This is a genomic window from Mesorhizobium sp. B2-3-15 (genome assembly GCF_006442875.1).
GTDB classification, from domain to species: Bacteria; Pseudomonadota; Alphaproteobacteria; order Rhizobiales; family Rhizobiaceae; genus Mesorhizobium; species Mesorhizobium australicum.
In genome coordinates, this window is record NZ_VFVO01000003.1 from 23,728 (window position 1) to 46,479 (window position 22,752).

At 64.1% G+C, this 22,752-nt stretch carries 22 protein-coding genes; 15 read left to right on the top strand and 7 right to left on the bottom strand.

What is annotated here, in order from left to right; translation table 11 throughout:
• Positions 1-61 precede the first annotated feature (61 nt).
• The 6 genes from ftsZ (at position 62) to FJ954_RS07285 (ending at position 9,030) form a co-directional block, all read left to right on the top strand.
• Positions 62-1,747, top strand: a complete 1,686-nt coding sequence (ftsZ, locus tag FJ954_RS07260; protein ID WP_015317216.1) for a cell division protein FtsZ — start codon at positions 62-64, stop codon at positions 1,745-1,747.
• A 279-nt stretch (positions 1,748-2,026) separates the two neighbouring features.
• A complete protein-coding gene (gene lpxC / locus FJ954_RS07265) occupies positions 2,027-2,977 on the top strand; it encodes a UDP-3-O-acyl-N-acetylglucosamine deacetylase (RefSeq protein ID WP_140660920.1) in 951 nt (316 codons plus the stop codon).
• 261 nt (positions 2,978-3,238) lie between these two features.
• Complete coding sequence (locus tag FJ954_RS07270; protein WP_015317218.1) at positions 3,239-4,108, top strand: outer membrane protein assembly factor BamD; 870 nt, start codon at positions 3,239-3,241, stop codon at positions 4,106-4,108.
• Between the two features lie 184 nt (positions 4,109-4,292).
• Positions 4,293-5,966, top strand: coding sequence for a DNA repair protein RecN (gene recN, locus FJ954_RS07275; protein ID WP_140660921.1), 1,674 nt, complete (start codon positions 4,293-4,295; stop codon positions 5,964-5,966).
• A gap of 170 nt (positions 5,967-6,136) precedes the next feature.
• Positions 6,137-8,341: an NAD-dependent DNA ligase LigA gene (ligA, locus tag FJ954_RS07280; protein WP_140660922.1), complete on the top strand. Its 2,205-nt coding sequence runs from the start codon at positions 6,137-6,139 to the stop codon at positions 8,339-8,341.
• Entirely contained in the window at positions 8,338-9,030 is a 693-nt protein-coding gene (locus FJ954_RS07285) for a TIGR02453 family protein (RefSeq protein WP_224683959.1), read from the top strand. Before ligA ends, FJ954_RS07285 begins: the two co-directional genes overlap by 4 nt.
• Positions 9,031-9,056: 26 nt before the next feature.
• Here the strand turns inward: FJ954_RS07285 and FJ954_RS07290 are convergent, their stop codons facing one another.
• The gene (locus FJ954_RS07290; protein WP_140615645.1) at positions 9,057-9,815 is read right to left on the bottom strand and encodes an SDR family oxidoreductase; all 759 of its coding nucleotides are present in this window, start codon (positions 9,813-9,815) and stop codon (positions 9,057-9,059) included.
• 161 nt (positions 9,816-9,976) lie between these two features.
• On the opposite strand from FJ954_RS07290, the gene FJ954_RS07295 reads away from it, so the two are divergent.
• Positions 9,977-10,705 (top strand): AzlC family ABC transporter permease, encoded by a 729-nt coding sequence (locus FJ954_RS07295; protein ID WP_140615647.1) that lies wholly within the window; start codon positions 9,977-9,979, stop codon positions 10,703-10,705.
• Positions 10,702-10,998: an AzlD family protein gene (locus FJ954_RS07300; protein WP_023769676.1), complete on the top strand. Its 297-nt coding sequence runs from the start codon at positions 10,702-10,704 to the stop codon at positions 10,996-10,998. Before FJ954_RS07295 ends, FJ954_RS07300 begins: the two co-directional genes overlap by 4 nt.
• Before the next feature lie 138 nt (positions 10,999-11,136).
• On the opposite strand, the gene FJ954_RS07305 is transcribed toward FJ954_RS07300, so the two are convergent.
• The 3 genes from FJ954_RS07305 to FJ954_RS07315 form a co-directional block, all read right to left on the bottom strand.
• Positions 11,137-12,981 (bottom strand): aminopeptidase P family protein, encoded by a 1,845-nt coding sequence (locus FJ954_RS07305; RefSeq protein ID WP_140660923.1) that lies wholly within the window; start codon positions 12,979-12,981, stop codon positions 11,137-11,139.
• A gap of 213 nt (positions 12,982-13,194) precedes the next feature.
• A complete protein-coding gene (locus FJ954_RS07310; RefSeq protein WP_140660924.1) occupies positions 13,195-14,067 on the bottom strand; it encodes a 50S ribosomal protein L11 methyltransferase in 873 nt (290 codons plus the stop codon).
• Positions 14,068-14,078: 11 nt separating this feature from the next.
• Positions 14,079-14,657 carry an SCO family protein gene (locus tag FJ954_RS07315; protein WP_015317227.1) on the bottom strand — a complete coding sequence of 193 codons (579 nt, stop codon included), beginning with the start codon at positions 14,655-14,657 and terminating at the stop codon, positions 14,079-14,081.
• Between the two features lie 273 nt (positions 14,658-14,930).
• Here FJ954_RS07315 and FJ954_RS07320 point away from each other — a divergent pair, with 273 nt between their 5' ends.
• The 3 genes from FJ954_RS07320 to FJ954_RS07330 all read left to right on the top strand — a co-directional run bounded on the left by FJ954_RS07320 (position 14,931) and on the right by FJ954_RS07330 (position 16,849).
• Complete coding sequence (locus tag FJ954_RS07320; RefSeq protein WP_167331157.1) at positions 14,931-15,422, top strand: CreA family protein; 492 nt, start codon at positions 14,931-14,933, stop codon at positions 15,420-15,422.
• Between the two features lie 83 nt (positions 15,423-15,505).
• Positions 15,506-16,147 (top strand): DapH/DapD/GlmU-related protein, encoded by a 642-nt coding sequence (locus tag FJ954_RS07325; RefSeq protein ID WP_140615655.1) that lies wholly within the window; start codon positions 15,506-15,508, stop codon positions 16,145-16,147.
• A 258-nt stretch (positions 16,148-16,405) separates the two neighbouring features.
• A complete protein-coding gene (locus FJ954_RS07330; protein ID WP_181166289.1) occupies positions 16,406-16,849 on the top strand; it encodes a low affinity iron permease family protein in 444 nt (147 codons plus the stop codon).
• Positions 16,850-16,925: 76 nt separating this feature from the next.
• Here FJ954_RS07330 and FJ954_RS07335 read toward each other — a convergent pair whose 3' ends face one another.
• Positions 16,926-17,792 carry an SDR family NAD(P)-dependent oxidoreductase gene (locus FJ954_RS07335; protein ID WP_140660925.1) on the bottom strand — a complete coding sequence of 289 codons (867 nt, stop codon included), beginning with the start codon at positions 17,790-17,792 and terminating at the stop codon, positions 16,926-16,928.
• 134 nt (positions 17,793-17,926) lie between these two features.
• On the opposite strand from FJ954_RS07335, the gene FJ954_RS07340 reads away from it, so the two are divergent.
• Positions 17,927-18,208 (top strand): hypothetical protein, encoded by a 282-nt coding sequence (locus FJ954_RS07340; RefSeq protein ID WP_140660926.1) that lies wholly within the window; start codon positions 17,927-17,929, stop codon positions 18,206-18,208.
• Positions 18,209-18,265: 57 nt separating this feature from the next.
• Here the strand turns inward: FJ954_RS07340 and FJ954_RS07345 are convergent, their stop codons facing one another.
• Positions 18,266-18,841, bottom strand: coding sequence for a TMEM175 family protein (locus FJ954_RS07345; protein ID WP_140615661.1), 576 nt, complete (start codon positions 18,839-18,841; stop codon positions 18,266-18,268).
• A gap of 238 nt (positions 18,842-19,079) precedes the next feature.
• Between FJ954_RS07345 and FJ954_RS07350 the strand changes: the two genes are divergently transcribed.
• Together FJ954_RS07350 and FJ954_RS07355 are read left to right on the top strand one after the other, a co-directional pair.
• Positions 19,080-19,487 (top strand): SH3 domain-containing protein, encoded by a 408-nt coding sequence (locus FJ954_RS07350; RefSeq protein WP_140660927.1) that lies wholly within the window; start codon positions 19,080-19,082, stop codon positions 19,485-19,487.
• Positions 19,488-19,700: 213 nt separating this feature from the next.
• The gene (locus FJ954_RS07355; RefSeq protein WP_140660928.1) at positions 19,701-20,909 is read left to right on the top strand and encodes an MFS transporter; all 1,209 of its coding nucleotides are present in this window, start codon (positions 19,701-19,703) and stop codon (positions 20,907-20,909) included.
• Between the two features lie 47 nt (positions 20,910-20,956).
• On the opposite strand, the gene FJ954_RS07360 is transcribed toward FJ954_RS07355, so the two are convergent.
• Positions 20,957-22,417: an MATE family efflux transporter gene (locus tag FJ954_RS07360; protein WP_246681031.1), complete on the bottom strand. Its 1,461-nt coding sequence runs from the start codon at positions 22,415-22,417 to the stop codon at positions 20,957-20,959.
• Positions 22,418-22,427: 10 nt separating this feature from the next.
• On the opposite strand from FJ954_RS07360, the gene FJ954_RS07365 reads away from it, so the two are divergent.
• Positions 22,428-22,724 carry a hypothetical protein gene (locus FJ954_RS07365; protein WP_224523296.1) on the top strand — a complete coding sequence of 99 codons (297 nt, stop codon included), beginning with the start codon at positions 22,428-22,430 and terminating at the stop codon, positions 22,722-22,724.
• The last annotated feature ends 28 nt before the right edge of the window (positions 22,725-22,752 follow it).

The window sequence follows — 22,752 nt, forward strand, 5'->3', positions numbered from 1 at the left end:
GGGGACAGCCCCATAGGCGGCCGCGGCGGCGAAGCGGCGTGAAAGGCAAAGGACGGAGACAATGACTATCAATCTGCAGAAGCCGGACATCACCGAGCTTAAGCCGCGCATCACCGTGTTCGGTGTAGGCGGCGGCGGCGGCAATGCCGTGAACAACATGATCACCGCCGGACTGCGCGGTGTCGAGTTCGTCGTGGCCAACACCGACGCGCAGGCGCTGACCATGTCGAAGGCCTCTCGGCTGATCCAGCTTGGCGCGCATGTCACCGAGGGGCTCGGTGCCGGATCCCAGCCGGAAGTCGGCCGCGCGGCGGCGGAAGAGTGCATCGACGAGATTCTCGACCATCTCACCAACACCCATATGTGCTTTGTCACCGCCGGCATGGGCGGCGGCACCGGTACGGGTGCTGCTCCGGTTGTTGCCCGCGCAGCGCGCGAGAAGGGCATTCTCACTGTCGGCGTCGTCACCAAGCCGTTCCACTTCGAAGGCCAGCGCCGCATGAAGACGGCCGACTTCGGCATCGAGGAGCTGCAGAAATGCGTCGACACCTTGATCGTCATCCCCAACCAGAACCTGTTCCGGCTGGCCAATGACAAGACCACCTTCGCCGACGCCTTCGCGATGGCGGACCAGGTGCTCTACTCCGGTGTGGCCTGCATCACCGACCTGATGGTCAAGGAAGGCCTGATCAACCTCGACTTCGCCGACGTGCGTTCGGTGATGCGCGAGATGGGCAAGGCGATGATGGGCACCGGCGAGGCTTCGGGCGAGGGCCGCGCGATGGCGGCGGCGGAAGCCGCGATCGCCAACCCGCTGCTCGACGAGACCTCGATGAAGGGCGCCAAGGGCTTGCTGATCTCGATCACCGGCGGCCGCGACCTGACCCTGTTCGAAGTCGACGAAGCGGCGACCCGCATCCGCGAGGAAGTCGACCAGGACGCCAACATCATCCTGGGCGCCACGTTCGACGAGGAACTCGAAGGCGTCATCCGCGTCTCGGTGGTAGCCACCGGCATCGACAAGTCGGCGGCCGAAATCGCCGCCGCGCCGATCTCGATCCGGACCGCACCGCCGAAGCAGGCTGCCCGGCCGGCCGTCGCCCCTGTGGAAAGCCGCCCGGCGCCGGTCCAGCAGACGGTGTATGAACCACGCGCCGCCGATCCGGTTGCCGAGGCCATCCAGTTGGCCGAAGCCAATGCCGCGGCCATGGCGCAGGCTCGTCCGGCTCCTGTCGCCCATGCGGACGATTTCCGCCCGCAGAGCAAGATCTTCCAGGCGCCGCCCGCACAACCGCAGCCGATGGTGCAGCCGGTCGTCCAGCAGATGATGCAGCCGGCTCCGCAGCCACGCGAAATGCTGCGTGAAGTCCAGCAGCCGGTGGCGATGGCGCCGCAGCGCATGCCGCGCGTCGAGGACTTTCCGCCGGTCGTCAAGGCCGAGGTCGACGCCAAGAGCCGCCCGGCCGACCACGAGAACAGCGGCCCGATGGGCCTCCTGAAGCGCCTGACCAATGGCCTGACCCGCCGCGAGGAGGAGCCCGCACGGCTGCAGCCGGCGCAGCCGCGCGAGCCCAAGCTGCGCCAGGCGGCACCGGAAGTGCGCCGCCTCGCCAGCCAGGACGCCCAGCTTTACGCGCCGCGGCGCGGCCAGTTGGACGATCAGGGCCGCCTGACGCCGCAGACCAGGGCGACTCAGGACGACGATCAGCTGGAGATTCCGGCGTTCCTGCGCCGCCAGGCCAACTGATCGGTTAACGGACTGTAACAATTGTTAACAGGCAGGCAAGAAATTGCTTGCCTGTTAACGTTTAAAATGCCGCGTAATCAAAGGGTTATGACGTCGTACATGTTCCAGTTCGCGGTTACAAAGAGTAAGAAACCGTGATTTGGACTCTCCCTGCCGGGACACTATCTTCGCTGCCTACCATAGTCGGTTTGCCGGGATTCGGGGGAAGTCGCCCTGCCTGCCGATTTTACAAGAGCCGCGCCCTCGGGCTGGAGAAGCGGACCTAGGCATTACGGGCTCATGGGGATTGTCTTGCACGACCACCAGACGACAGTGAAGACGCGCGCGTCGCTTACAGGCACCGGCGTTCACAGCGGCAAAGAAGTTTCCATCAGTTTCCTGCCCGCGGATGCCGATACCGGCATCGTATTCGCGCTCCTCAATGGAGACGGGCAGGGCCGTGAGTTCCGCGCCCTGTTTTCCGAGATCGGCGCCACCGACCTTTGCACCATGCTTGGCGATCCTTCGGGCGAGCACATCGCCACGGTCGAGCACATCATGGCTGCCCTGTTCGGGCTCGGCATCGACAATGTCATCATCGAGATCGACGGCCACGAGGTCCCAATCCTCGACGGCAGCGCCATGGCGTTCGTCGAAGCCATCGACCTGGCCGGCATCGAGACGCTGGCCGTCAAGCGGCGCTATATCAGGGTGGTCAAGCCGGTCCGCATCGAGAACGGCGCCTCCTGGGCGGAGTTCAGGCCCTATGACGGCACCCGTTTCGAGGTCGAGATCGATTTCGAAAGCCCGGCGATCGGCCGTCAGCTCTTCGCATCGGACATCAACGCCGATATTTTCCGCCGCGACATCGCGCGGGCCCGCACCTTCGGCTTCATGAAGGACGTCGAGCGGCTGTGGGCCGCCGGCTATGCTCTGGGATCCTCGCTGGAAAATTCCCTGGTGATCGGTGACGACAACCGCGTCATCAATATGGGCGGCCTGCGCTATCCCAATGAGTTCGTGCGCCACAAGACGCTCGACGCCATGGGCGACCTGGCGCTGGCCGGCGCGCGCTTCATCGGTTGTTTCCGCTCCTATCGCGGCGGCCATCGGCTGAACGCCGCCGCACTGCGGCGCCTGCTGTCGGACCGCACCGCCTTCGAGATAGTCGAGACGACACGCCGTGAGCGTGGTCGCGCCGCCGAGATGAACGCCGTCAATGCGCCTCTCTATGCGCCCTGGATGATCTGATTTTCTTAATCTTTTTCGGATTCATGGCGGTATGGGTGTTGCATGAATGCATCATCCATCGGCGAAATTGCGTAGATTTTCACGCCACGGTCCGCCGCCACAAAAATGTGCGATTGGCTGGACATAGCGTTGCCGGGCAAGGCGGTTATGGTTTATGGCTGCTGCCGTCGATTAGTGCATGTCGCTCAAAGGTGGGGACCAGTTTTGGGACAACTGCATGCAACGAGCATTAAAATAACGCCGAAAGGGCGCAATCCAATCATGTTCTTCAAGCGAGTCGGTCAATCGAAAGCGCCGCAGCGGTCTGTTTTCCTGGCGCTTTCGGTGGTTGTTCCATCGCTCTTTCTGGCGGCTTGCATGTCGTCGGAAAAAGACATCGACCTGTCGACCTATGTCGATCAGACCGAACCGGCCGACGTTCTCTACAATCAGGGCCTGGCCAATCTGAACGCCGGCCGCCTGGACGAGGCAAGCAAGAAATTCGACGCGGTCGACCGCCAGCACCCCTATTCGGAATGGGCCCGCAAATCGATGGTGATGGGCGCGTTCGCCGACTATCGAAAGGGCAGCTACGACGATGCGATCCAGTCGGCGAAGCGGTACCTGGCGCTCTATCCGTCCACGGATGACGCGGCCTATGCCCAGTATATCATTGGTCTGAGCTACTATCGCCAGATCAAGGATGTGACGCAGGACCAGAAGGAAGCACGCCAGACCCTGCAGACGATGCAGGACCTGGTGACGCGCTGGCCGACGTCGGAATATGTCGACGATGCCAAGGAAAAGATCCGCTTCGCCAACGACCAGCTCGCGGGCAAGGAAATGCAGATCGGCCGCTATTATCTGGAACGCCGCGAGTACATCGCCGCCGTCAAACGCTTCCGCACCGTGGTCGAAAACTATTCCAACACCCGCCATGTCGAGGAAGCGCTCGCGCGCCTTACCGAAAGCTATTACGCGTTGGGCTTGACCTCGGAGGCCCAGACGGCGGCCGCGGTGCTCGGTACCAACTATCCCGACAGTTCGTGGTACAAGGATTCCTACAAGCTGCTGCAGAGCAACGGGTTGGCGCCGCGTGAAAATGCCGGGTCGTGGATATCCAAGGCCGGGAAGCTGATCACCGGCGCCTGACCGCGGAGCCTCCGAGCGAAGCGCGCAGCGCGCTTTTTCGGATTGATCCGAAGCTCAAACAAAAAGATAGTGCGGCGCTGCGACTCCAACTGTCGGGTGCCGCTTTATCCTTTTGTTTTTCGTGCCTGTCGTTATCCCGAAACCGGGTCCACTTTTGGGCGGCATGCAATAGGTCCGGTTTCTCATGCTTTCCAGACTGTCGATCCGCGATATCGTCCTGATCGAAAAGCTGGACATCGACTTCCAGCCGGGCCTTTCCGTGCTGACCGGCGAAACCGGCGCCGGCAAGTCCATCCTGCTCGATGCCCTGTCGCTGGCGCTCGGCGCGCGCGGCGATGCCTCGCTGGTGCGCCACGGCGCGTCCCAGGGCCAGGTCATTGCCGTGTTCGATGTTCCGCGCAACCATCCGGTGCGCGCGCTGCTCGCCGAAAACGCCATCGAGGACGATGGCGACGTCATCCTGCGGCGTGTGCAGACGGCGGATGGCCGGACCCGTGTGTTCGTCAACGACCAGCCGTCCTCCGTGACGCTGATGCGCGATGTCGGCCGCGCCCTGGTCGAGATTCACGGCCAGCATGACGAGCGCGCCTTGGTCGATCCCGGCGCGCATCGCGATGTGCTCGATGCTTTCGGCGGCCATCTCGGCGCCGTCCGCTCGACCGGCGAGGCATGGCGGCACTGGCGCGCCGCCCAGCAGGAACTGACGCGCCATCGCGCCAAGGTGGAAGCCGCCGCGCGCGAAGCCGACTATCTGCGCGCCGCGGTTGCCGAACTGACCAAGCTCGATCCGCAGCCGGGCGAGGAAACCGAACTTGCCGAGCTGCGTGCCCACATGATGCGCGCCGAGAAGATCGCTTCCGAAATTCACGACGCGCAGGATGTGCTGTCGGGCCCGTCCTCGCCCTTGCCGCAACTGGCCAGCCTGCTGAGACGGCTGCAGCGCAAGGCGACGGAGGCGCCCGGCCTGCTCGAGGACGTGGTGAAGTCGCTGGACGAAGCCATGCTGTCTCTCGACGCGGCGCAGTCGGGCGTCGAGGCCGCGCTTCGTGCCACGGAGTATGATCCGCAGCGGCTGGAGAAAGCCGAGGAACGTCTGTTTTCGCTGCGCGCGGCGTCACGCAAGCACAGCGTCGCCGTCGACGACCTGGCGCAGCTGCGCGACACGATGGTTGCCGATCTCGCCGATCTCGACGCCGGCGAAGAACGCCTGCACGGCTTGGAAAAGCAGGCGGCCGCCGCGCGCGAAGCCTATGACATCGCCGCCGCACAGCTGTCCTCGCTTCGCCATGCCGCGGCGGTCGGTCTGACCAAGGCGGTGATGGCCGAACTGCCGGCGCTGAAGCTCGAACGCGCGGCCTTTATCGTCGAGATGAAGAGCGAGGCCGAGGCGCGCATGGAAGAGGGCATCGACCAGATCGAGTTCTGGGTGCGCACCAATCCTGGCACGCGGCCCGGGGCGATGATGAAGGTTGCCTCCGGCGGCGAGCTTTCGCGCTTTCTCCTGGCGTTAAAGGTGGCGCTGGCCGACCGTGGCTCGGCGCCGACATTGGTTTTCGACGAAATCGACACCGGGGTGGGCGGCGCTGTCGCCGACGCCATCGGCCAGCGGCTGGCGCGGCTGTCGAAGCGCGTCCAGGTGCTTTCCGTCACCCATGCGCCGCAAGTGGCGGCGCGCGCGGCAACACATTTCCTGATCTCCAAATCGGGCAGCACCGACCGTGTCGCGACCGGAATTGCCGAGATGGACAGGACGGCGCGGCAGGAGGAGATCGCCCGCATGCTGGCTGGCGCCACGATCACCGACGAGGCGCGCGCCGCCGCCGAGCGGCTGCTGCGCGAGAATACAAACGCGGCATGAGACGATCCGGCGTCATGAGACGATCAGGCGTCATGAAACGATCAGGCATCATGGGGCGAGTCAGGATATGGCTCCATCCTGCTGTTCAGGAATGATCTTTTCCGAAAACCGGTTCCCACCTTTCAAGATCATGCTCTATTGTGGCGCGCCACCGTTCAGGGACAAAAAGCATGGCCGAAAAACCTGTCGATTCGCTCAGCGAAAGCGAGGCTGAAGCCGAACTCCAGCGCCTTGCCGAGGAGATCGCCGGTCATGACCGACGCTACCATGCCGAGGACGCGCCCACGATCACGGACGCCGAGTATGACGCGCTGCGGCGGCGCAATCTTGCCATCGAGGAGCGCTTTCCCGGGCTGGTGCGTGAGGATTCGCCCTCGCTCAGGGTGGGTGCCGCCCCGGCGGAAGGCTTCACCAAGGTGCGCCATGCCGTGCCGATGCTCAGCCTCGCCAAGGCCTATACCGACGCCGACGTCACCGATTTCATCGAGCGCGGCCGGCGCTTCTTCGACCGCGACAAGGACCTCGACATTGCCTTCACCGCCGAACCGAAGATCGACGGGCTGTCGGCTTCGCTGCGTTACGAAAAGGGCGTGTTCGTGCAAGGCGCGACGCGCGGCGACGGCGCTGTCGGCGAGGACATCACCGCCAACCTCAGGACCATCGCCGACATTCCCGCCAAGCTGAAGGGTTCAGGCTGGCCCGAGACCATCGAGATCCGCGGCGAGGTCTATATGACCTATGCCGAATTCGAGGCGCTCAAGGCGCGCTCGGCGGCTGTGGGGGGCCAGGATTACGTCAATCCGCGCAACACGGCGGCCGGGTCGCTGCGCCAGAAGGATCCATCCGTCACCGCCAGCCGCAACCTCAAATTCTTTGCCTACGCGTGGGGTTACACGACGGCGGATCCGGCACCAACGCAGTATGAAGCGGTGCAGAGATTCGCCGATTGGGGCTTCAAGATCAGCCCGCTGATGGTGCGGGCGAAATCGGTCGAGGAACTGGTCGCGCATTATCACCTGATCGAGGAGCAACGCTCGTCGCTCGGCTATGACATAGACGGGGTCGTCTACAAGGTCGACCAGCTGGAGCTGCAGCGCCGCTGGGGTTTCGTCACCGGTGAGCCGCGCTGGGCCGTCGCGCACAAATTCCCGGCCGAACAGGCGATGACGACCGTGCAGAGGATCGACATCCAGGTCGGCCGAACCGGCACGCTGGCGCCGGTCGCGCGGCTTGCGCCGGTGACGGTCGGCGGCGTGGTGGTGGAGAACGTCACGCTGCACAATGAAGATTATATCAAGGGCCTGGACAGCACCGGCCAGCCGATCCGCGACGGCATCGACGTGCGCATCGGCGACACGGTGGTGATCCAGCGGGCAGGCGATGTCATCCCGCAGATCGTCAGCGTCGTCATCGACAAGCGTCCGCCCGATGCCGTGCCGTACGAATTCCCGCACTCTTGCCCGATCTGCGGCTCGCCGGCGACGCGCGAGATCAACGAGAAGACCGGCAAGGAGGATTCGCGCCGCCGCTGCACGGGCGAACTGATCTGCCCGGCGCAGGCCGTGGAAGGGCTGCGCCACTTCGTGTCGCGCGGCGCCCTGGATATCGAAGGCCTGGGCGCGGAGAACATCGACACGTTTTTCAATGCGGGTTTGATCAAGACAGCCGCCGACATCTTCACGCTCAGGGAGCGCCGCCCCGCCGTGACCAAGGCGCTGGCCGAGCGGCGCGAGGAGCAGGCCAGGCAACGCGAGGCCGCATCCGGCAAGACCCGCAAGAATGTGCGCAGCGTCGAGGACCGCAATTACGAAGGCCTCGACAAATTGTTCGCGGCCATCGATTCGCGCCGCGAGCCGGAGCTCGACCGCTTCATCTTCGCGCTCGGCATCCGCCATATAGGCGAGACGACGGCCGCCGTGCTTGCGCGAACATTCTCGACCATCGAGGAGCTGATCCGGGTCGGCAAGGAGACGGCGGCGGCGGAGGATCCGCATTCGGTCTTCCCGTCGATCAACGGCATTGGCGATACGGTGATCGATGCGCTGCGCGATTTCTTCGGCAACGAGCGCAATGACGAGGTGCTCGAGAAGTTGCTGCAACAGGTCAAGCCGAAGCCCTATATCGTTACCGTCTCGGCCGACAGCGAAGTTGCCGGCAAGACGATTGTCTTTACCGGTTCGCTGGAAAAGATGACCCGTTCCGAAGCCAAGGCGATGGCCGAACGTCTCGGCGCCAAGGTGGCCGGTTCGGTTTCGGCCAAGACCGATCTTTTGGTGGCGGGACCGGGTGCGGGCTCCAAACTCAAGCTTGCCAGCGAACTCGGCGTCGAGGTCATCGACGAGGACACCTGGCTGCAGCGGGTCGGCAAGTCGTGACGGACGGAACGTTCAAAGGTTTTGGTCCGAAAGCCATGCCGTTCTTCAAGGCGCTGGATTTCCACCAGAGCCGCGAATGGTTTGCGGAGAACCGCGCGCTTTTCGACAGCGATCTGCATGGGCCGATCGGCGATCTGGTCGAGGTCCTTACGGAGCGTTTCGCAACGGCGGGGCTTGGTCTGCGCGGCGACCGCAAGAAATCGCTGTTCCGCATCAATCGCGACGTCCGCTTTGCCAAGGACAAACGTCCCTACAACAGGCATGTTTCGGCCATTCTGTCACCAGACGGCAGCAAGACAGGCCTGGGCGTCTTCTACGTGCATATCGGGCTCGAGCGCTGCTTTGCCGACGTGGCCTGGTGGAACCCTGAGCCGCCGCTCTTGCTGGCGATGCGCAAGGCGATCACCGATCGGCCCGGCGAATTCCGCAAGCTGCTTTCAACGTTGAAGAAAAACGGCCTTGAATTCGAAACCGAAGGCCGCATGAAGCGGGCGCCGCGCGGTTTTGAGCAGATCGCGGACGCCGATCTCGCGGAGGCCGTGCGCAACCGGCATTTCGTCGTCCAGCGTGTCATCAATCCGACCGAAATTCACGCGCCGGCGCTGGTCGACGAGCTTGTCGAGTTTACATTACGCGCCAAGCCGCTGCTCGACTGGGGCAGGGCGATCCAGGGCAAGGTGACCGGTTAGTTTTCCGATCCGTTGGACAGGGCGGGCTACATCCGCATCAGGAGACCCCCATCGACGGCCAGCTCTATTCCGGTGATGTAGCTTGCCGCGTCGGAAAGCAGGAAGAGCGCGGCGTTGGCCATGTCCTGCGGCGTGCCGATGCGGCCGAGCGGTGTGTAGTCGGCGACGGCGGCGCGCTTCTCCTCGGTGTCCCAACGCGCCTGCAGCGGCGTCAGCGCCATGCCCGGGCAGATGGCGTTGGAGCGGATGCGCTCGCCGGCCAACTGCATGGCGAGCGACTTCGACAGCGCGCAGACGCCGGCCTTCGACGCCTGGTAGGCATCCTGTGGCTTCGGATCGCCGCGATACCACTGGATGGTCGAGAAATGCACCATGGCGCCGCCACGCCCGCCTGCGCGCATTTGCGGAACAACCGCGCGCGCCGTGTGCACGAAGGATTTCAGGTTGATGTTGAAGACCTGGTCCCAGACGTCGAGGTCCATCTCGAGAGCCGACTTGTCGCGGCCGAACCAGAGCACGCCTGCGACATTGGCGAGATAGTCGATACCGCCGCGTTCGCGGCCCGCAGCGCCGATGGTCCGTTCAACAAAGCCGGCGTCGGTGAGGTCGCCCTGGGCGAAGGTCAGCCGGTCGTCATAGGCGGCGAGCGCTGTCGGGCGTGGCTTGACGTCGATGGCGGTGACCGACGCGCCGGCATCGAGCAACGCCAGCGTGATCGCCTCGCCCATGCCGCCACCGGCCCCGGTGACGACTGCGTGCCTGCCGGTGAAATCATAAGCAATCATTAGAATCCCCCTCGTGTATTTCTGCCAAATGCCTGCCGGGCGACAATAGGATATCGCGTGAATCCTAACAGGGATCATTTCCGCTGATCGTTTGGCTCAAGCGAATTCGTGTGACAAGCCGGGCAGTGCTTCCTACATCAGCCCTCTGACCGGGGAGAGACATGTCGGCGCAAGCAATTTCCGAGAACGGCGTGAAAAGCGATTTCTGGCAAGGCGTACGGCTCTCCATGCCGGTCGTGGTGGCGGCGGCGCCATTCGGGCTGCTGTTCGGCGCGATCGCCGTCGACAACGGCTTTTCCGTTTTCGAAGCCTTCCTGATGAGCGCGCTGATCTTCGGCGGCGCCAGCCAGATGGTCGGCATAGAACTGTTCGGCCAGCATGTCGCGCCGTGGCTGATCGTGCTGTCGATCTTCGCCGTCAATTTCCGCCACGTGCTCTATTCCGCCGGCATTGGCCGGCGCATCGCGCACTGGTCCGGGGTGCAGCAGGCGCTCGGTTTCTTCATCCTCACCGATCCGCAATTCGCCGTCGCCGAGGCCAGGGCCCAGTCGGGCCAGACCGTCGGCTTTGCCTGGTATCTGGGACTTGGGCTGCCGGTCTATGTATTCTGGACCATCGAAAGCGCGCTCGGCGCGCTGTTTGGAAAGCTCATTCCCGATCCCCATGCCCTGGGCATCGATTTCCTGCTGCCGATCTATTTCCTTGGCCTGGTGATGGGCTTCCGCAAGCGGCCGCTGTGGCTGCCGGTGGTCGTCGCCAGTGCCTGCGCCTCGATCATCGCCTACAAGACAGTGGGTTCGCCCTGGCACGTTTCGATCGGCGCCATCGCCGGTGTGTTGCTCGCCGTCGTCCTGCCGCCGCATCACAGCGGTGTGGAGACAAGGCCATGAGCACGACCTTCTGGATCATCATCGCCGGCGCCATCGCCACCTATCTCACCCGTATTGGCGGGCATCTGGTCATCTCGCGTTTCGATCACATCCATCCGCGCGTCGAGGCCGGGCTCAACGCCGTGCCTGCGGCGGTGCTGACGACGCTGGTGGCGCCGGCGGCGCTCGGCGCGGGCCCGGCGGAGTGGGCAGCGCTGGTCGTCTCCGCGCTGGTGGCGCTGCGTGGCGGGCTGATGGCGATGTTTCTGGCGGGCGCGGCTGTATTGATCGTAGCGCGCCAGTTCGTCGGGTAGGGCGTATCGATATCCAGGTGATTCCGGCCCGCAGACGGCCGATACCTGCGCTTCGGTGCTCCAATCCGGTTCTCCGTATCAACCGTATTCGAACCGGCCTGGCCTGAACCTCGACACGCCCTTCAGCGCTTCAGAAAATCAAATCTTCGCGTCGTGCGGCAGCGGTGCCGTTGCCTTTTCGAGCCAGGCCAGCGTTTCGCCGTCGAGCATCGGACCGATCTCGGCCAGCACGCGGGCGTGGTAAGAGTCGAGCCAGTGCAATTCGTCTCGCGTCAGCAGATCCGATCGCACCAGCCTGACGTCGATCGGGGCCAGCGTCAGCGTCTCGAAACCGTGCATGGCGATGTCGCCGCCCTCGATCTGTTCGGCCGGCGTCACCAGGATGAGGTTCTCGATGCGGATGCCGTAGGCGCCTTCCTTGTAGTAGCCGGGCTCGTTCGACAGCATCATGCCTTCGAGCAGCTTTTCGGTGCCGGTGCGGGCGATGCGCTGCGGACCCTCATGGACGGCCAGGTATGAGCCGACACCGTGGCCGGTGCCATGGGCGAAGTCGCAGCCATGCCTCCACAGCGCCATGCGGGCGACGGCGTCGATCTCCGAGCCGCGCGTGCCGGCGGGGAAGCGCAGCGTGGAAATGCCGATCATGCCTTTGAGCACCAGCGTGAAGCGCTCGCGCATCTCTTCGGTCGGCTGGCCGATCGGCACGGTGCGGGTGATGTCTGTCGTGCCGTCCTGGTATTGCGCGCCGGAATCGAGCAGGAACAGCTCACCGGCCTGAAGCTTGCGGCTGGTGGCGCGCGAGACGCGGTAATGCATGATGGCGCCGTTCGGGCCGGCGCCCGAAATGGTGTCGAAAGAGACGTCGCGCAGCGGCATCTGCGTTTCCTCGCCGGTCTGCCGGCGGGTTTCTTCGAGCCTGGTGACAACCGCGATTTCGTCGAGTGAGCCGGGTTTCTGGCGCTCCAGCCAGCACAACAGCTTGGCCACCGCCGCGCCGTCGCGGCGATGCGCGGCGCGCGAGCCGTTGATCTCGGCCTGGTTCTTGGTGGCGCGCGGAATGCGGGCAGGGTCGGGCGCGGCAATCACCGTGCCGCCATTGTCCTCGACCAGCATGCGCAGCCGGTCGGCGGCCAGCACCGGATCGAGCGCGATTTTCGCGCCGCTTTTCGCAAGTGCGGCGATCGCCGCTTCGAATTCGCCGGGCTCATGCGGATCGGCGAGCTGGGTGAGGTAGGCCGCCACCTGGCGCGAGAACTTGCGCCGATCCATGAAAAGCTGGTGCGACCCGTCGGCGGCGAGTATGGCGAAGCCGAGCGCCAGCGGCGTGTGCGGCACGTCACCGCCACGGATGTTGAAGGCCCAGGCGATGGATGATGGGTCGGTCAGCACCGCATGGGTGGCGCCGTCCTTGCCGATCGCCGTCGCCAGCCGCGCCAGCTTGTCCTTGGCGAGTTCGCCGGCAAAGCCGATCGGATGAAGCTCGATCGGGGTCACGGGTGCGGCGGGCTGATCCTTCCAGATGATGTCGATCGGGTTCCTGTCGAGCGGCACCAGCACCGCGCCGGTCTTGTCGGCGGAGGCCTGCAGCGCCTTGACCTCGCCGATGGTGTGCAGCCAGGGATCGAAGCCCAGCCGCGCCCCCTTGCCGATGTTGTCCTTGAGCCAGACGGCGGGCGGATTGTCGACCAGGCTTTCGATCGAAAAGATGCCGAGATCGACCTCATTGCGCACCTGCAGCGTGTAGCGCCCGTCGACAAAGACGAAGGCACGGTCGCGCAGCACGATGGCGACGCCGGCCGAGCCGCTGAAGCCGGTCAGCCATTTCAGCCGTGCCGACCGGTCGGCGACGTATTCGCCCTGGTGCTCGTCAGCGCGCGGAACGATGAAGCCATCGAGGCCATTGGCGCCCAGCCACTGGCGCAGCAGCGCCACGCGCGGTTTGCCGACTGCCGGGTCGCCCGTGGAATCGAAGCTCTGGAACATGATGGGGCCTCCTTGGGATCCGCGCGACCGTAACCTATGGGCCTGGAAAGCGGAATCGATTTCCGGCTGGTGCAAACTGCTACAGCGTCCGCCGGGTGACAACCAAATGAGGCTGGTCCAGCCATGGATGAAGGGGCGGCGGCATTCTCTTGCCGACACGCATCGAAGTCCAGCAACCGGGACCGTTGAGGGCCGGCAACCGCCTTGCCGGCCTCAGTGCTTGAGATGGATCGTCACCCAGCCTTCGCGGTGCAAAGTACTGACGTGGCGGAAATTCTGGCCGACATAGGCCGAGATCACAGCGTCGCGCTGGCGGTCGAGAATGCCTGACAGCACGATCGAGCCGCCAAGCGTGACATGCCCTGCCATTTGCGGTGCCAGCCGCATCAGCGGCCGCGCCAATATGTTGGCGACGATGAGGTCGAAGGGCGCGCGCCTGGCAAAGATCGGGTGGTGAAAGCCAGGCGCGGTCACCGTCTCGATCAGGCCTTTGACGTGATTCAGACGCGCATTGGCGGCGGCGACCTTGACCGCGACCGGATCGATGTCGGTGGCCAGCACCGGAATATGTGCCAGCTTGGCGACGGCGATCGCCAGCACCGCACTGCCGGTACCGAGGTCGAGCGCGTTGCGCGGGTGCTCGCGCCGCACGACTTTCTCCAGCATTTCGAGGCAGCCCGCAGTGGTGCCATGATGGCCGGTGCCGAAGGCAAGGCCCGCCTCGATCTCGATGGCGAGTTCGCCGCTGTGGCGCTTCCTGCTGTCATGCGCGCCGTGGACGAAGAAACGGCCGGCGCGCACCGGCTTCAACCCTTCCAGGGACCGTGCCACCCAGTCGATGTCGGGCAACGCCTCGCGCTCGACCGGTCTCGACAAAGCCAGGCCGGCGAGAACATCCTTCAGCCGCGCCTCGACCGCTTCGACGTCGTCATCGGCGTAGAGCGAGACCTCGTGGATGTCGGCCTCTTCATCGACCTCCAGCACGGCGATCGGCAGGCCCTCATCCTCGAAGGCCGTTTCGAGCGCCGCGAAGATGCGCTCGGCCTCGATCTTTCCGGTGGTGAAATGGAGCCGCGTCTGGGTCATGTGAATTCTTGTCAGCCCTTCGCGGCGAGGCGCTTCAGCTTCTCCACGGCGGTGCTGGCATTCTCGCCATAGGCGATCGTGCCCGCGAAGTCGCCCTTGGCGTTGAGCAGCAGCACCGAGGCGGTGTGGTCCATGGTGTAGTCGCCGTCGCCGGTATCGACCTTCTTCCAATAGATGCCGAACGCCTTGGCCATGGCATGGACCTTGTCCGGATCGCCGGTAATGCCGGTGATGCGGTCGGAGAAATTGCTGACATAGGCGTTCATCACCGGCGGCGTATCGCGCTCCGGATCGACCGATACGAAATAGGCATGCAGGTTCTTGCCGTCGTCGCCGAGCGTCTTCAGCCAGCCGGAGAGTTCGAACAGCGTGGTCGGGCAAACTTCGGGGCAGTGGGTGAAGCCGAAGAAGACGACGCTGGGCTGGCCCCGGAAAGCGGCTTCGGTGATCGGTGCGCCTTTCTGGTCGACCAGGGTAAAGGGCGCGCCGAACGGTTCGCCGCCATAGTGACCGCGATACCAGTCGAAGGTCAGCCAGCCGATGCCGGCCGCCATCAGAACGAGAATGCCGACCAGGATAGAACGCATCATCAAAAAAGTCCGTCCGTAATGTCACGGTGCGCCGGCCAGAACCATGCACCCGTTGTCGGCCACAGTCTTAGCGGTTCGACGGGGTACACGCAAAGATGCCGCGTTGACGCAACCGGCTGTGGCGGATGCCTGCGGTTTGATCCGACCTTCCGGCTTGCAATGTGTCAGCCTTGGCCCCACTTGAGACCCCGGCAACCCGAACCGCAGGAGGATTCTTTGCCGGGATTGACTGGGCCAGGATTGATCGGACGAGGATTGATTGGGCGAGGATTGATTGGGCGAAAACTGATCGGCGGTGCCTTGGCCGCGTGTGTCGTGCTTGCCGCCGGTAGCGCCATTGCCGAGGAAGTCGGCAAGGTCGGCGTCGACTGGATCGGCAACGACATCATCGTCGAGGCGATCAAGGATCCGAAAGTGGAGGGCGTGACCTGCCACGTTTCCTATTTCGATCGCAGTGTCATCGACCGCTTGCACAAGGGCAACTGGTTCGAGGATCCCAGCGATTCCTCGATCTCCTGCCGTCAGACCGGTCCGATCACCATCGGGGATATTGATACGAGCGAAGGCGGCGAGGAGGTTTTCAAACAAGGCATCAGCCTGATCTGGAAGAAGCAGGTGGTGAACCGCATCTACGACAAGGCCAACGAGACCTTGATCTATCTGTCGCATTCGCGCCAAGTCCAGAACGGCTCGGCCAAGATGTCGGTTACGACGGTGCCGCTCTATGGCCAGAACGTGGTGTGGAGCAACGGCAAGCCGAAATAGGCGGGTCGAACTCTACCCTGTCCGTTCCGACTGACGATTGGCCCCGCTTGCGGGACCAATCGGTCTGACGTAAAGCCGCCGGCATGGACCGTTCTGAAGATCTCGTTGCGAAAGATCCCGAGCCGCGCATTCATCCAACCGCTGAGATGAAGGGCTGCAAGCTTGGCCGCTACGCCGCGATCGGCGAACGCGTCGTGCTGCGCGAGGTCATCGTCGGCGATTTCTCCTATTTCGAACGCCATGCCGAGGCGATCTACACGACGATCGGCAAATTCTGCTCGATCGCCGCCAACAGCCGCATCAATGCGCTGGAGCATCCGATCGAGCGGCTGACCCAGCACAAGGTCAGCTATCGGCCGAACGAGTATTTCCGCTGGCTGGGCGTCGATGCCGCGTTCCGTGAGCGGCGGCGGTCGAAGGCCGTGACCATCGGCCATGATGTGTGGATCGGCCATGGCGCGGTCATCTTGCCTGGGATCGCCATCGGCAATGGCGCCGTCGTCGGCGCCAATGCGGTGGTGACGCGGGACGTGCCGTCCTACACGATCGTTGCCGGCGTGCCGGCGAAGCCGCTCAAGCAGCGCTTTGCCCCTGAAATAGCGGCACGCATCGAAGCTCTCGCCTGGTGGGACTGGCCCGTCGAGAAACTCGCCAGGGCGGTTCCCGACATGCAGGCAATGCCGATCGAGGCTTTCCTCGACCGCTGGGAAAACGACGCCGTCTGACGGAATGAAACCCCTTCCGCCATGCGGGGGTGGCGCAGCGGAAGGGGCTGGAGGTAAACCGCTGTGAAGCGGAAGGAACAGGCTCTTTGCCTGCACGGCTACAATGACCTTAAACCGATAAGGTGTGTTTTGTTCCAGATGCGCGCTTTGCGTGCATTCGATTGCGTGGGTCGTATTTTTTACCGGCGGGAACCCGAAATGGCTGCTGGTTGTTTCTTCCGGCGGACCGCATGACGCGGCGCTGTTTTGAGGGACCTCATGATCGAGAAGCTTTTCACCAAATTCGCCAACCAGATCGCCCATCTCACCGGCCTACCGCTGACGTTTGCGGTGTGTTGCCTGATCGTTATCGTCTGGGCGGTGAGCGGGCCGTTCTTCAATTTTTCCGACACCTGGCAGTTGGTGATCAACACCGGAACCACGATCATCACCTTCCTGATGGTGTTTCTCATCCAAAACACCCAGAATCGGGACGGCGCCGCGATCCAGGCCAAGCTCGACGAGTTGATACGGGTCAGCGAGGCCAAAAACACCTTCATCGGCATCGAGCACCTGACTGAAGCCGAGGTCCAGGAGATCCGCGCCAAATGCGAGGTCGCGGCGAAGCGGCATGACGACAAAGTCGCGACCATGGCCGCAAAGAAAGTCGTGGCGGCAAAACGCAAACCGAAAAAAGAGGTAGCACGAAGCGCCGGCGGCTGAACCCGCGGTCAATCCCGAGTGTTCCGCCGGTGTTCGAGTTATGTGATCCGCACCGCAGCCAATGTTCGGGACATGCTCATCGCTTCATGAACGCCGCGAATGCATCCTTGTGGTCGGGGTGCCAGCGCGACAAGGCAGGGCGGTTTTCGATGATGTCGCCGATCGCCCAGGCCATGCGCTTTTCGTCCATGGGTCGCGCCGCCTCATTGTCGGGACACAGGATATAGAAGTCGCCCCCGACCAGCGATTCCAGCATGAAATCGATCACCTGTTCGCCCGTCCACGCTCCCGCCGGCTTTTCGGTCGCGCCCTCGGTCAGGCCGGTATAGGTGAAGCCGGGGATGAGCAGATGCGCCGACAGGCGGGCGCCGGGTTCATTGCGCAGCGCATGCGCCAAGCCCTCGGTAAAGGTTTTCACGCCAGCCTTGGAAACGTTGTAGGCGAGGTTGCCGGGCGGTGTGGTGATGCCTTGCTTGGAGCCGGTGTTGACGATCAGGCCCGGCTTGGCCGACGCCAGCATGCGCGGCGCGAAAGCTTCGACGCCATGCACCACGCCCCAGAAATTGATGTCGAGCAGCCGCTTCCAGCCGTCGCGGTTTTCCCAGGGCTTTCCGGGGTTGTCGCCGACACCGGCATTGTTCATCAGCAGCGAGACCTCGCCGAAGGCGCCGAATGCCCGGTCGGCGAGGCGATCGACCTCATCGGCCTTCGAAACGTCCGATGCGACGGCAAGCACGGCGTCGTCACCGGCAATCGCGGAGACGGCCCGCGCGGCATCGTCGAGGCGCGGCCCGCCAATGTCGGCCAGCACGATCTTCATGCCCATCAGCGCCAGCCGTTTGGCCGCGGCAAGGCCGATGCCGCTGGCGGCGCCGGTAATGACGGCGGTGTTGCCAGGGGCAAGCGCTGGCAGGGCGGTCTGGATCTCGGTGTCGGCGATCATCGGCGATGGTTTCCTTTTTTTATGGCGCCGAACTTAGCGCCGGAACGGGCCTGCGCAAGCCTCCGTCGGGCTTGTCGGGTTGACCGGCCCGGTCGGGGCTGCGCATGCTACGACGCCAAAAAGGAGATTTCCGATTGACGGATTGGGTTGCAATTCTGAAGGAACAGACCGCCACCGGCGACCGGATGGGGCGCGAGGTGCCGCAGATGCTGGCCAACCCCGATATCAGCGAAGCCCAGGTGAAGACTCTGTTTTCGGCGCTCGAGCAACAGGCCGAGTTCGTCGAGAAACTGCGCATGGCGCTGGAAAAGTTCGGCCATGATTTCTCGATCATCAAGGCGGCGGAGCGGCTGGAAGAGCGCTATGCCGATCTGGCCGCTTCCGTGGCGGAAAAGCTGAAGGCGATGCGCGGTTAGGCAATTCCACGAAACGTGTGAAGCGGTTTGCCCTGCCGGATTGCGTCAGGCAGATGGCTATTTTTCGATCACCCGCGCAAAGCGCGTGTCCGGCACCAGCCAGATCAGGGCGACGGCGACATAGAGCGCCACGCCGATCCACCGGTCGAGGAAGGTCAGCCCAACGGCCGCTATGTAGACGGCGAGCGAAATCCTTCCCTTGCGATCGCGGCCGATTGCCTTGGCGAATGCGGTGTCCGGCCCATGCAGCCGATGCAGCGCAATGACCAGGATGCTGTAGGCGGTCGCACACATTACAAGGTCAAAACCATAGACCGCGACCGGAACCGCGGCGAAATGGTTCTCGCCCATGAAGGCGGTCGTCACCGGCATCAGGGACAACCAGAACAGCAGATGCAGGTTCGCCCACAGCACGCGGCCGTCGACACGCTGCACGGTATGGAACATGTTGTGCAGATTGTTCCAGTAGATGCCGACATTGATGAACGAAAGCACGTAGCACAGGAAGACCGGCCACTGCGGCAGCAGCGCCGAAAAATCCTCGCCTTCCGGTACCTTCAAGTCCAGCACCATGATGGTGATGATGATCGCCACCACGCCGTCGGTGAATGCCTCGACCCTGCCCTTGCCCATGATCACCACCTCGGTCCGCGACGAATTGCCGAAAGATAGTAAATCGTTAGCGGATGTTGGCATGCCGATAAACGGCGTACGCAAAATTCCTCAACTATATCAGGGGAAACTTCCACCCGGATCGGTGATCGTGGTGATTGGCCTTGGTAACTTGTTGACTTTTCCCTGCCCAGCCTCTCCCCTTGCGACGCAGTCCCGGCCGAAGCAGTCGAACGGCCGGCGCTCGATGGAGGGACTGATGAGATTTCGATTTCTGCTTGCGATAGCGACCATTCTGGCCGCCGTCTTCGGGACGTCCGCCGCGGCCTTCGCCTACGGCGCCCACACGACGACGAGCCTCAACGTGCGTACCGGACCTGGCGCGGGATACGCGAAGGTCGGGACGTTGCCGGCCGGTCTCAGGGTCGACGTGACCGGCTGTCAGCCGGGCTGGTGCAGGATCCATGGCGGCGGTGTCAGCGGCTGGGCCAGTTCCGGCTATCTCTCGCGGACCCAAGTCGTGCATCCGCCGGTTATCATCGTGCGCCCGCCGCATCGGCCGCCGCACTGGTATCATCGGCCCCATCACCGTCCTCCCCACCACCGCCCGCCGCACAAGCCGCGTCCCGGCAAGTGCAAGATCGCACCTGGTTTCTCCTGCAAGTAGGCCCGGTTTTTTCTGCAAACAGGACTGATTGCGCCTAGTACGGCAAGGATGCCGTGATGGATCGGGCCGCTGGCCCCGAGCCATTTTTTGCGATCATCGGCTTGCTGGCCGGGCAACGCCCAGCGTGGTGTCAGGAGCCTGGCCATCGACCGGAACGTCGGCGGTGAGGAGGCGTTAACGTCGCGACCCCTGAACCTGGTGACGAGGTTGGCCATGGCCTTTCGCGATCTGACGCAAACTCAGAACGAAGCCGGCAGCGACGTCCTCGCGATCCCGACTGTCGCGGCGATGATCGCGGTGCTGTTTGCCGGCAGCACGGTGCTGACGCCTCTCTATATCGTCTACAAGCAGCAATTCGGCTTTTCGCAAATCACCTTGACGCTGACCTACGCGGTCTATGTCGTCGGCAATCTCGGCGCCCTGCTGGTGTTCGGCAGCGTTTCGGATGTCGTCGGGCGCCGGCCGGCGGCGCTTGCAGCCATGATCGTCGCCGTCATCAGCGCGGTTGTGTTCCTGTTTGCCGGCAATGTCGCGTCGCTCGATGTTGCGCGGATCCTGAGCGGACTTGGCATCGGCGTGGGCGCCGGGACGGGAACCGCGTGGATCGCCGAGCTTCTTCCAGAGGCCGGCAAGTCGCGCGCCAGCGTCATCGCCACCAGCACCAACTTTCTCGGCCTCGGTTTCGGGGCGCTTGTTTCGGGGCTGCTGGCCCAATACGAGCCGTGGCCATTGCGTCTGGTCTTCATTGTCTACCTGGCGGCGCTCGCGGTGGTGACGATCATGGTCTGGCGCACGCGCGAAACGGTGATGAAGCCAGGCGGCCTTGGCAAGGTCTCCATGCGGCCGCGGCTTTCCGTGCCGGCGCAGATCCGTTCGCGCTTCGTGGCGCCGGCGGTGACCGGCTTTGGCGCGATGGCGCTGGTCGGCTTCTATGCGGCGGTGGCGCCGAGCATCCTGGCGCAGCAACTGCATGAGGCCAACCACGCCGTGGCCGGTGCGCTGTTCTTCGAACTGGCGATGGTCGCGGCAATCAGCATCGTGGCGCTGGCGCGGATGGGGAGCAGCAAGGCGATGCTGGCCGCGCTGGCCTTGATGATCCCAAGCACCATGCTTGTGGTGGCGGCGCAGATGCTGGCCTCGATGGCGCTGATGATCGCGGCGACGGCCTGCTGCGGCGTGGCGGCAGCGCTCGGCTATCGCGGCGGCCTGCAAGTGGTGAATGAGATCGCGTCGCGGGATCGCCGCGCCGAGGTCGTGTCCAGTTTCTTCGTCTGCTGCTTTGTCGGCAACGCCTTGCCTGTCATCGGCATCGGCGTCGTGTCGACTTATGCCAGTGCTGTCGTCGCGAGCCTGGCCTTCGCGGCCATGATCATCGCGTTCGCGCTGGTGGCGCTCGCCTTCGGGCTCGGACAGAGGCGCTGAGACCGCCGCGCCAGCCCGGCAAGGCACGCCGGCAAGGCGGGCCGGCATCAGCCGTTCGGTGTTTCAGGCGCCATGTTCGCGCGCTGGCGCGGCATGCCAAGGCCGGTGTCGGGCGGTTCGCCGGCAGCCGGCCTGTTCTCGATCATGTGCAAGCTGCGCCAGCCGCCGAAGCGGTAGTAGATCGCGGCCAGGATCAGAGAGGTGATCGAACCGGCCGGAAAACTCCACCACAGCGCTTCCTCGCCGATCACGCCGCGCATGTAATAGGCAAAGCCGGTGCGCACGACGAGCACCGAGATCACCAGGATGATCAGCGGCGGCATCACGGCACCCGTGGCGCGCACCGTGGCGAACAGCACGATGGTGATGCCGAACAGGATGAACGACCAGGACGCGGCCGTGTTGATATGCGCGGCGATATCGATCGCCGCGCTGTCGCTGCTCAGGAACAGGCTCAGGATCGAACGGTCGAAGACCCATAGCAGCGCGACGAGGGCGCCGGTCAGGACAAGGTTGAAACCGACGCCGGAGGCGGCGATGCGGCCGATCCGGTCCCAGTGGCCGGCGCCGACATTCTGCGCCGCCATGGAAGAGACCGCGGCGCCGATGGCGAGCGCCGGCATCTGGATGTAGGTCCAGAGCTGCGCGGCGATGCCGTAGGCGGCGGCGACCTGCGAACCGTAGGAATTGACGATGCCCATCACCGTCAGGGCGGCCGCCGAGATGACGATCATCTGCAGGCCCATCGGCACGCCCTTGAAGACGACGATGCGCAGCAGCGCCGGATCCGGGCGCAGCAGGACGAGATTGGCGCCGGCCAGCCGCAACGGATGCTTGCGCGCGTAGAGCACGACGAGGATGGCGACGACGCTCACGGTCTGGCCGATCAGCGTCGAGGTGGCGGAACCGGCGATGCCGAGTTCAGGAAACGGGCCGATGCCGCGGATGAGCAGGGGATTGAGCACGATGTCGAGCACGACCGCCAGCGCCATGAAGATGAAGGGGGTGCGTGAATCGCCCGCACCGCGCAGCACGGTCATGACGAAGGACAGAAGGTTCATCATCGGCACGGCGACGAAGATGATGCGCAGGTAGGAGCGTGCAAGCGGCAAGGCGTCTGCCGGCGTGCCGAGCGCGCCCAGGATGGCGTCGACCCAGATCCAGCCGCAGACCGCGAACACCACTGAAACGAGGAAGAAGAAGGTGGCGCTGGTGCCGACGATGCGGCGCGCCTCGGGCAGGTCGCGGGCGCCGACCGACTGCGCCACCAGGATTGTGGCCGCCATGCCGATGCCGAACACCGTGCCGAGGATCAGGAACAGGACGAGGTTGGCGTTGGACGTCGCGGTCAGCGCCGACTCGCCGAGGAAGCGGCCCACCCAGACGGCGTTGACCGAGCCGTTCAGCGATTGCAGCACGTTGGAGCCGAGCACCGGCAAGGCGAAGAACAGCAGCGTGCGCGGGATCGGGCCGCTGGTCAGGTCGCCGGTACGCCGGCGTGCGGGCATTTTTTCGTCCATGGCGGCCAACCTGGCAAATGTGACTCTGGCCCGCGACGATATCGCAGGCCGGACCGAGATGCACCCTGCGCCGAGGCGCAGTGACCGTCGATCGGTCAGGCACGCCGGAATGGAATTCCATCGGCAAGAACGTCGTCCGGCTGCGTGCGCTTATGAACCAGGACATCATCGACCTCCCGCTCAGGTCTTCGTGCGGCCCAACCTGTCGGCAGCCGGCAAGATCATGGCCGTGTCGAGCAGGACGGCCGAGCCGATCGATGCCGGCGTGCCGAAGGACGCGGAATTCCTGAAGTAGGCCTTCACCACCTGCTCAAGCGGACGCG

Excerpts from the sequence above, each read along its gene's own strand:
- FJ954_RS07355 (WP_140660928.1), top strand. The coding sequence starts at position 19,701 with ATGGCCTTTCGCGATCTGACGCAAACTCAGAACGAAGCCGGCAGCGAC.
- FJ954_RS07270 (WP_015317218.1), top strand. The coding sequence starts at position 3,239 with ATGTTCTTCAAGCGAGTCGGTCAATCGAAAGCGCCGCAGCGGTCTGTT.
- FJ954_RS07305 (WP_140660923.1), bottom strand. The coding sequence starts at position 12,981 with ATGTTCCAGAGCTTCGATTCCACGGGCGACCCGGCAGTCGGCAAACCG.
- FJ954_RS07360 (WP_246681031.1), bottom strand. The coding sequence starts at position 22,417 with ATGCCCGCACGCCGGCGTACCGGCGACCTGACCAGCGGCCCGATCCCG.
- FJ954_RS07295 (WP_140615647.1), top strand. The coding sequence starts at position 9,977 with ATGTCGGCGCAAGCAATTTCCGAGAACGGCGTGAAAAGCGATTTCTGG.
- FJ954_RS07290 (WP_140615645.1), bottom strand. The coding sequence starts at position 9,815 with ATGATTGCTTATGATTTCACCGGCAGGCACGCAGTCGTCACCGGGGCC.
- FJ954_RS07325 (WP_140615655.1), top strand. The coding sequence starts at position 15,506 with ATGGACCGTTCTGAAGATCTCGTTGCGAAAGATCCCGAGCCGCGCATT.
- FJ954_RS07365 (WP_224523296.1), top strand. The coding sequence starts at position 22,428 with ATGGCGGCCAACCTGGCAAATGTGACTCTGGCCCGCGACGATATCGCA.
- FJ954_RS07335 (WP_140660925.1), bottom strand. The coding sequence starts at position 17,792 with ATGATCGCCGACACCGAGATCCAGACCGCCCTGCCAGCGCTTGCCCCT.
- FJ954_RS07330 (WP_181166289.1), top strand. The coding sequence starts at position 16,406 with ATGATCGAGAAGCTTTTCACCAAATTCGCCAACCAGATCGCCCATCTC.
- FJ954_RS07315 (WP_015317227.1), bottom strand. The coding sequence starts at position 14,657 with ATGATGCGTTCTATCCTGGTCGGCATTCTCGTTCTGATGGCGGCCGGC.
- ftsZ (WP_015317216.1), top strand. The coding sequence starts at position 62 with ATGACTATCAATCTGCAGAAGCCGGACATCACCGAGCTTAAGCCGCGC.
- lpxC (WP_140660920.1), top strand. The coding sequence starts at position 2,027 with ATGGGGATTGTCTTGCACGACCACCAGACGACAGTGAAGACGCGCGCG.
- FJ954_RS07350 (WP_140660927.1), top strand. The coding sequence starts at position 19,080 with ATGAGATTTCGATTTCTGCTTGCGATAGCGACCATTCTGGCCGCCGTC.
- FJ954_RS07310 (WP_140660924.1), bottom strand. The coding sequence starts at position 14,067 with ATGACCCAGACGCGGCTCCATTTCACCACCGGAAAGATCGAGGCCGAG.
- recN (WP_140660921.1), top strand. The coding sequence starts at position 4,293 with ATGCTTTCCAGACTGTCGATCCGCGATATCGTCCTGATCGAAAAGCTG.
- FJ954_RS07300 (WP_023769676.1), top strand. The coding sequence starts at position 10,702 with ATGAGCACGACCTTCTGGATCATCATCGCCGGCGCCATCGCCACCTAT.
- FJ954_RS07345 (WP_140615661.1), bottom strand. The coding sequence starts at position 18,841 with ATGGGCAAGGGCAGGGTCGAGGCATTCACCGACGGCGTGGTGGCGATC.
- ligA (WP_140660922.1), top strand. The coding sequence starts at position 6,137 with ATGGCCGAAAAACCTGTCGATTCGCTCAGCGAAAGCGAGGCTGAAGCC.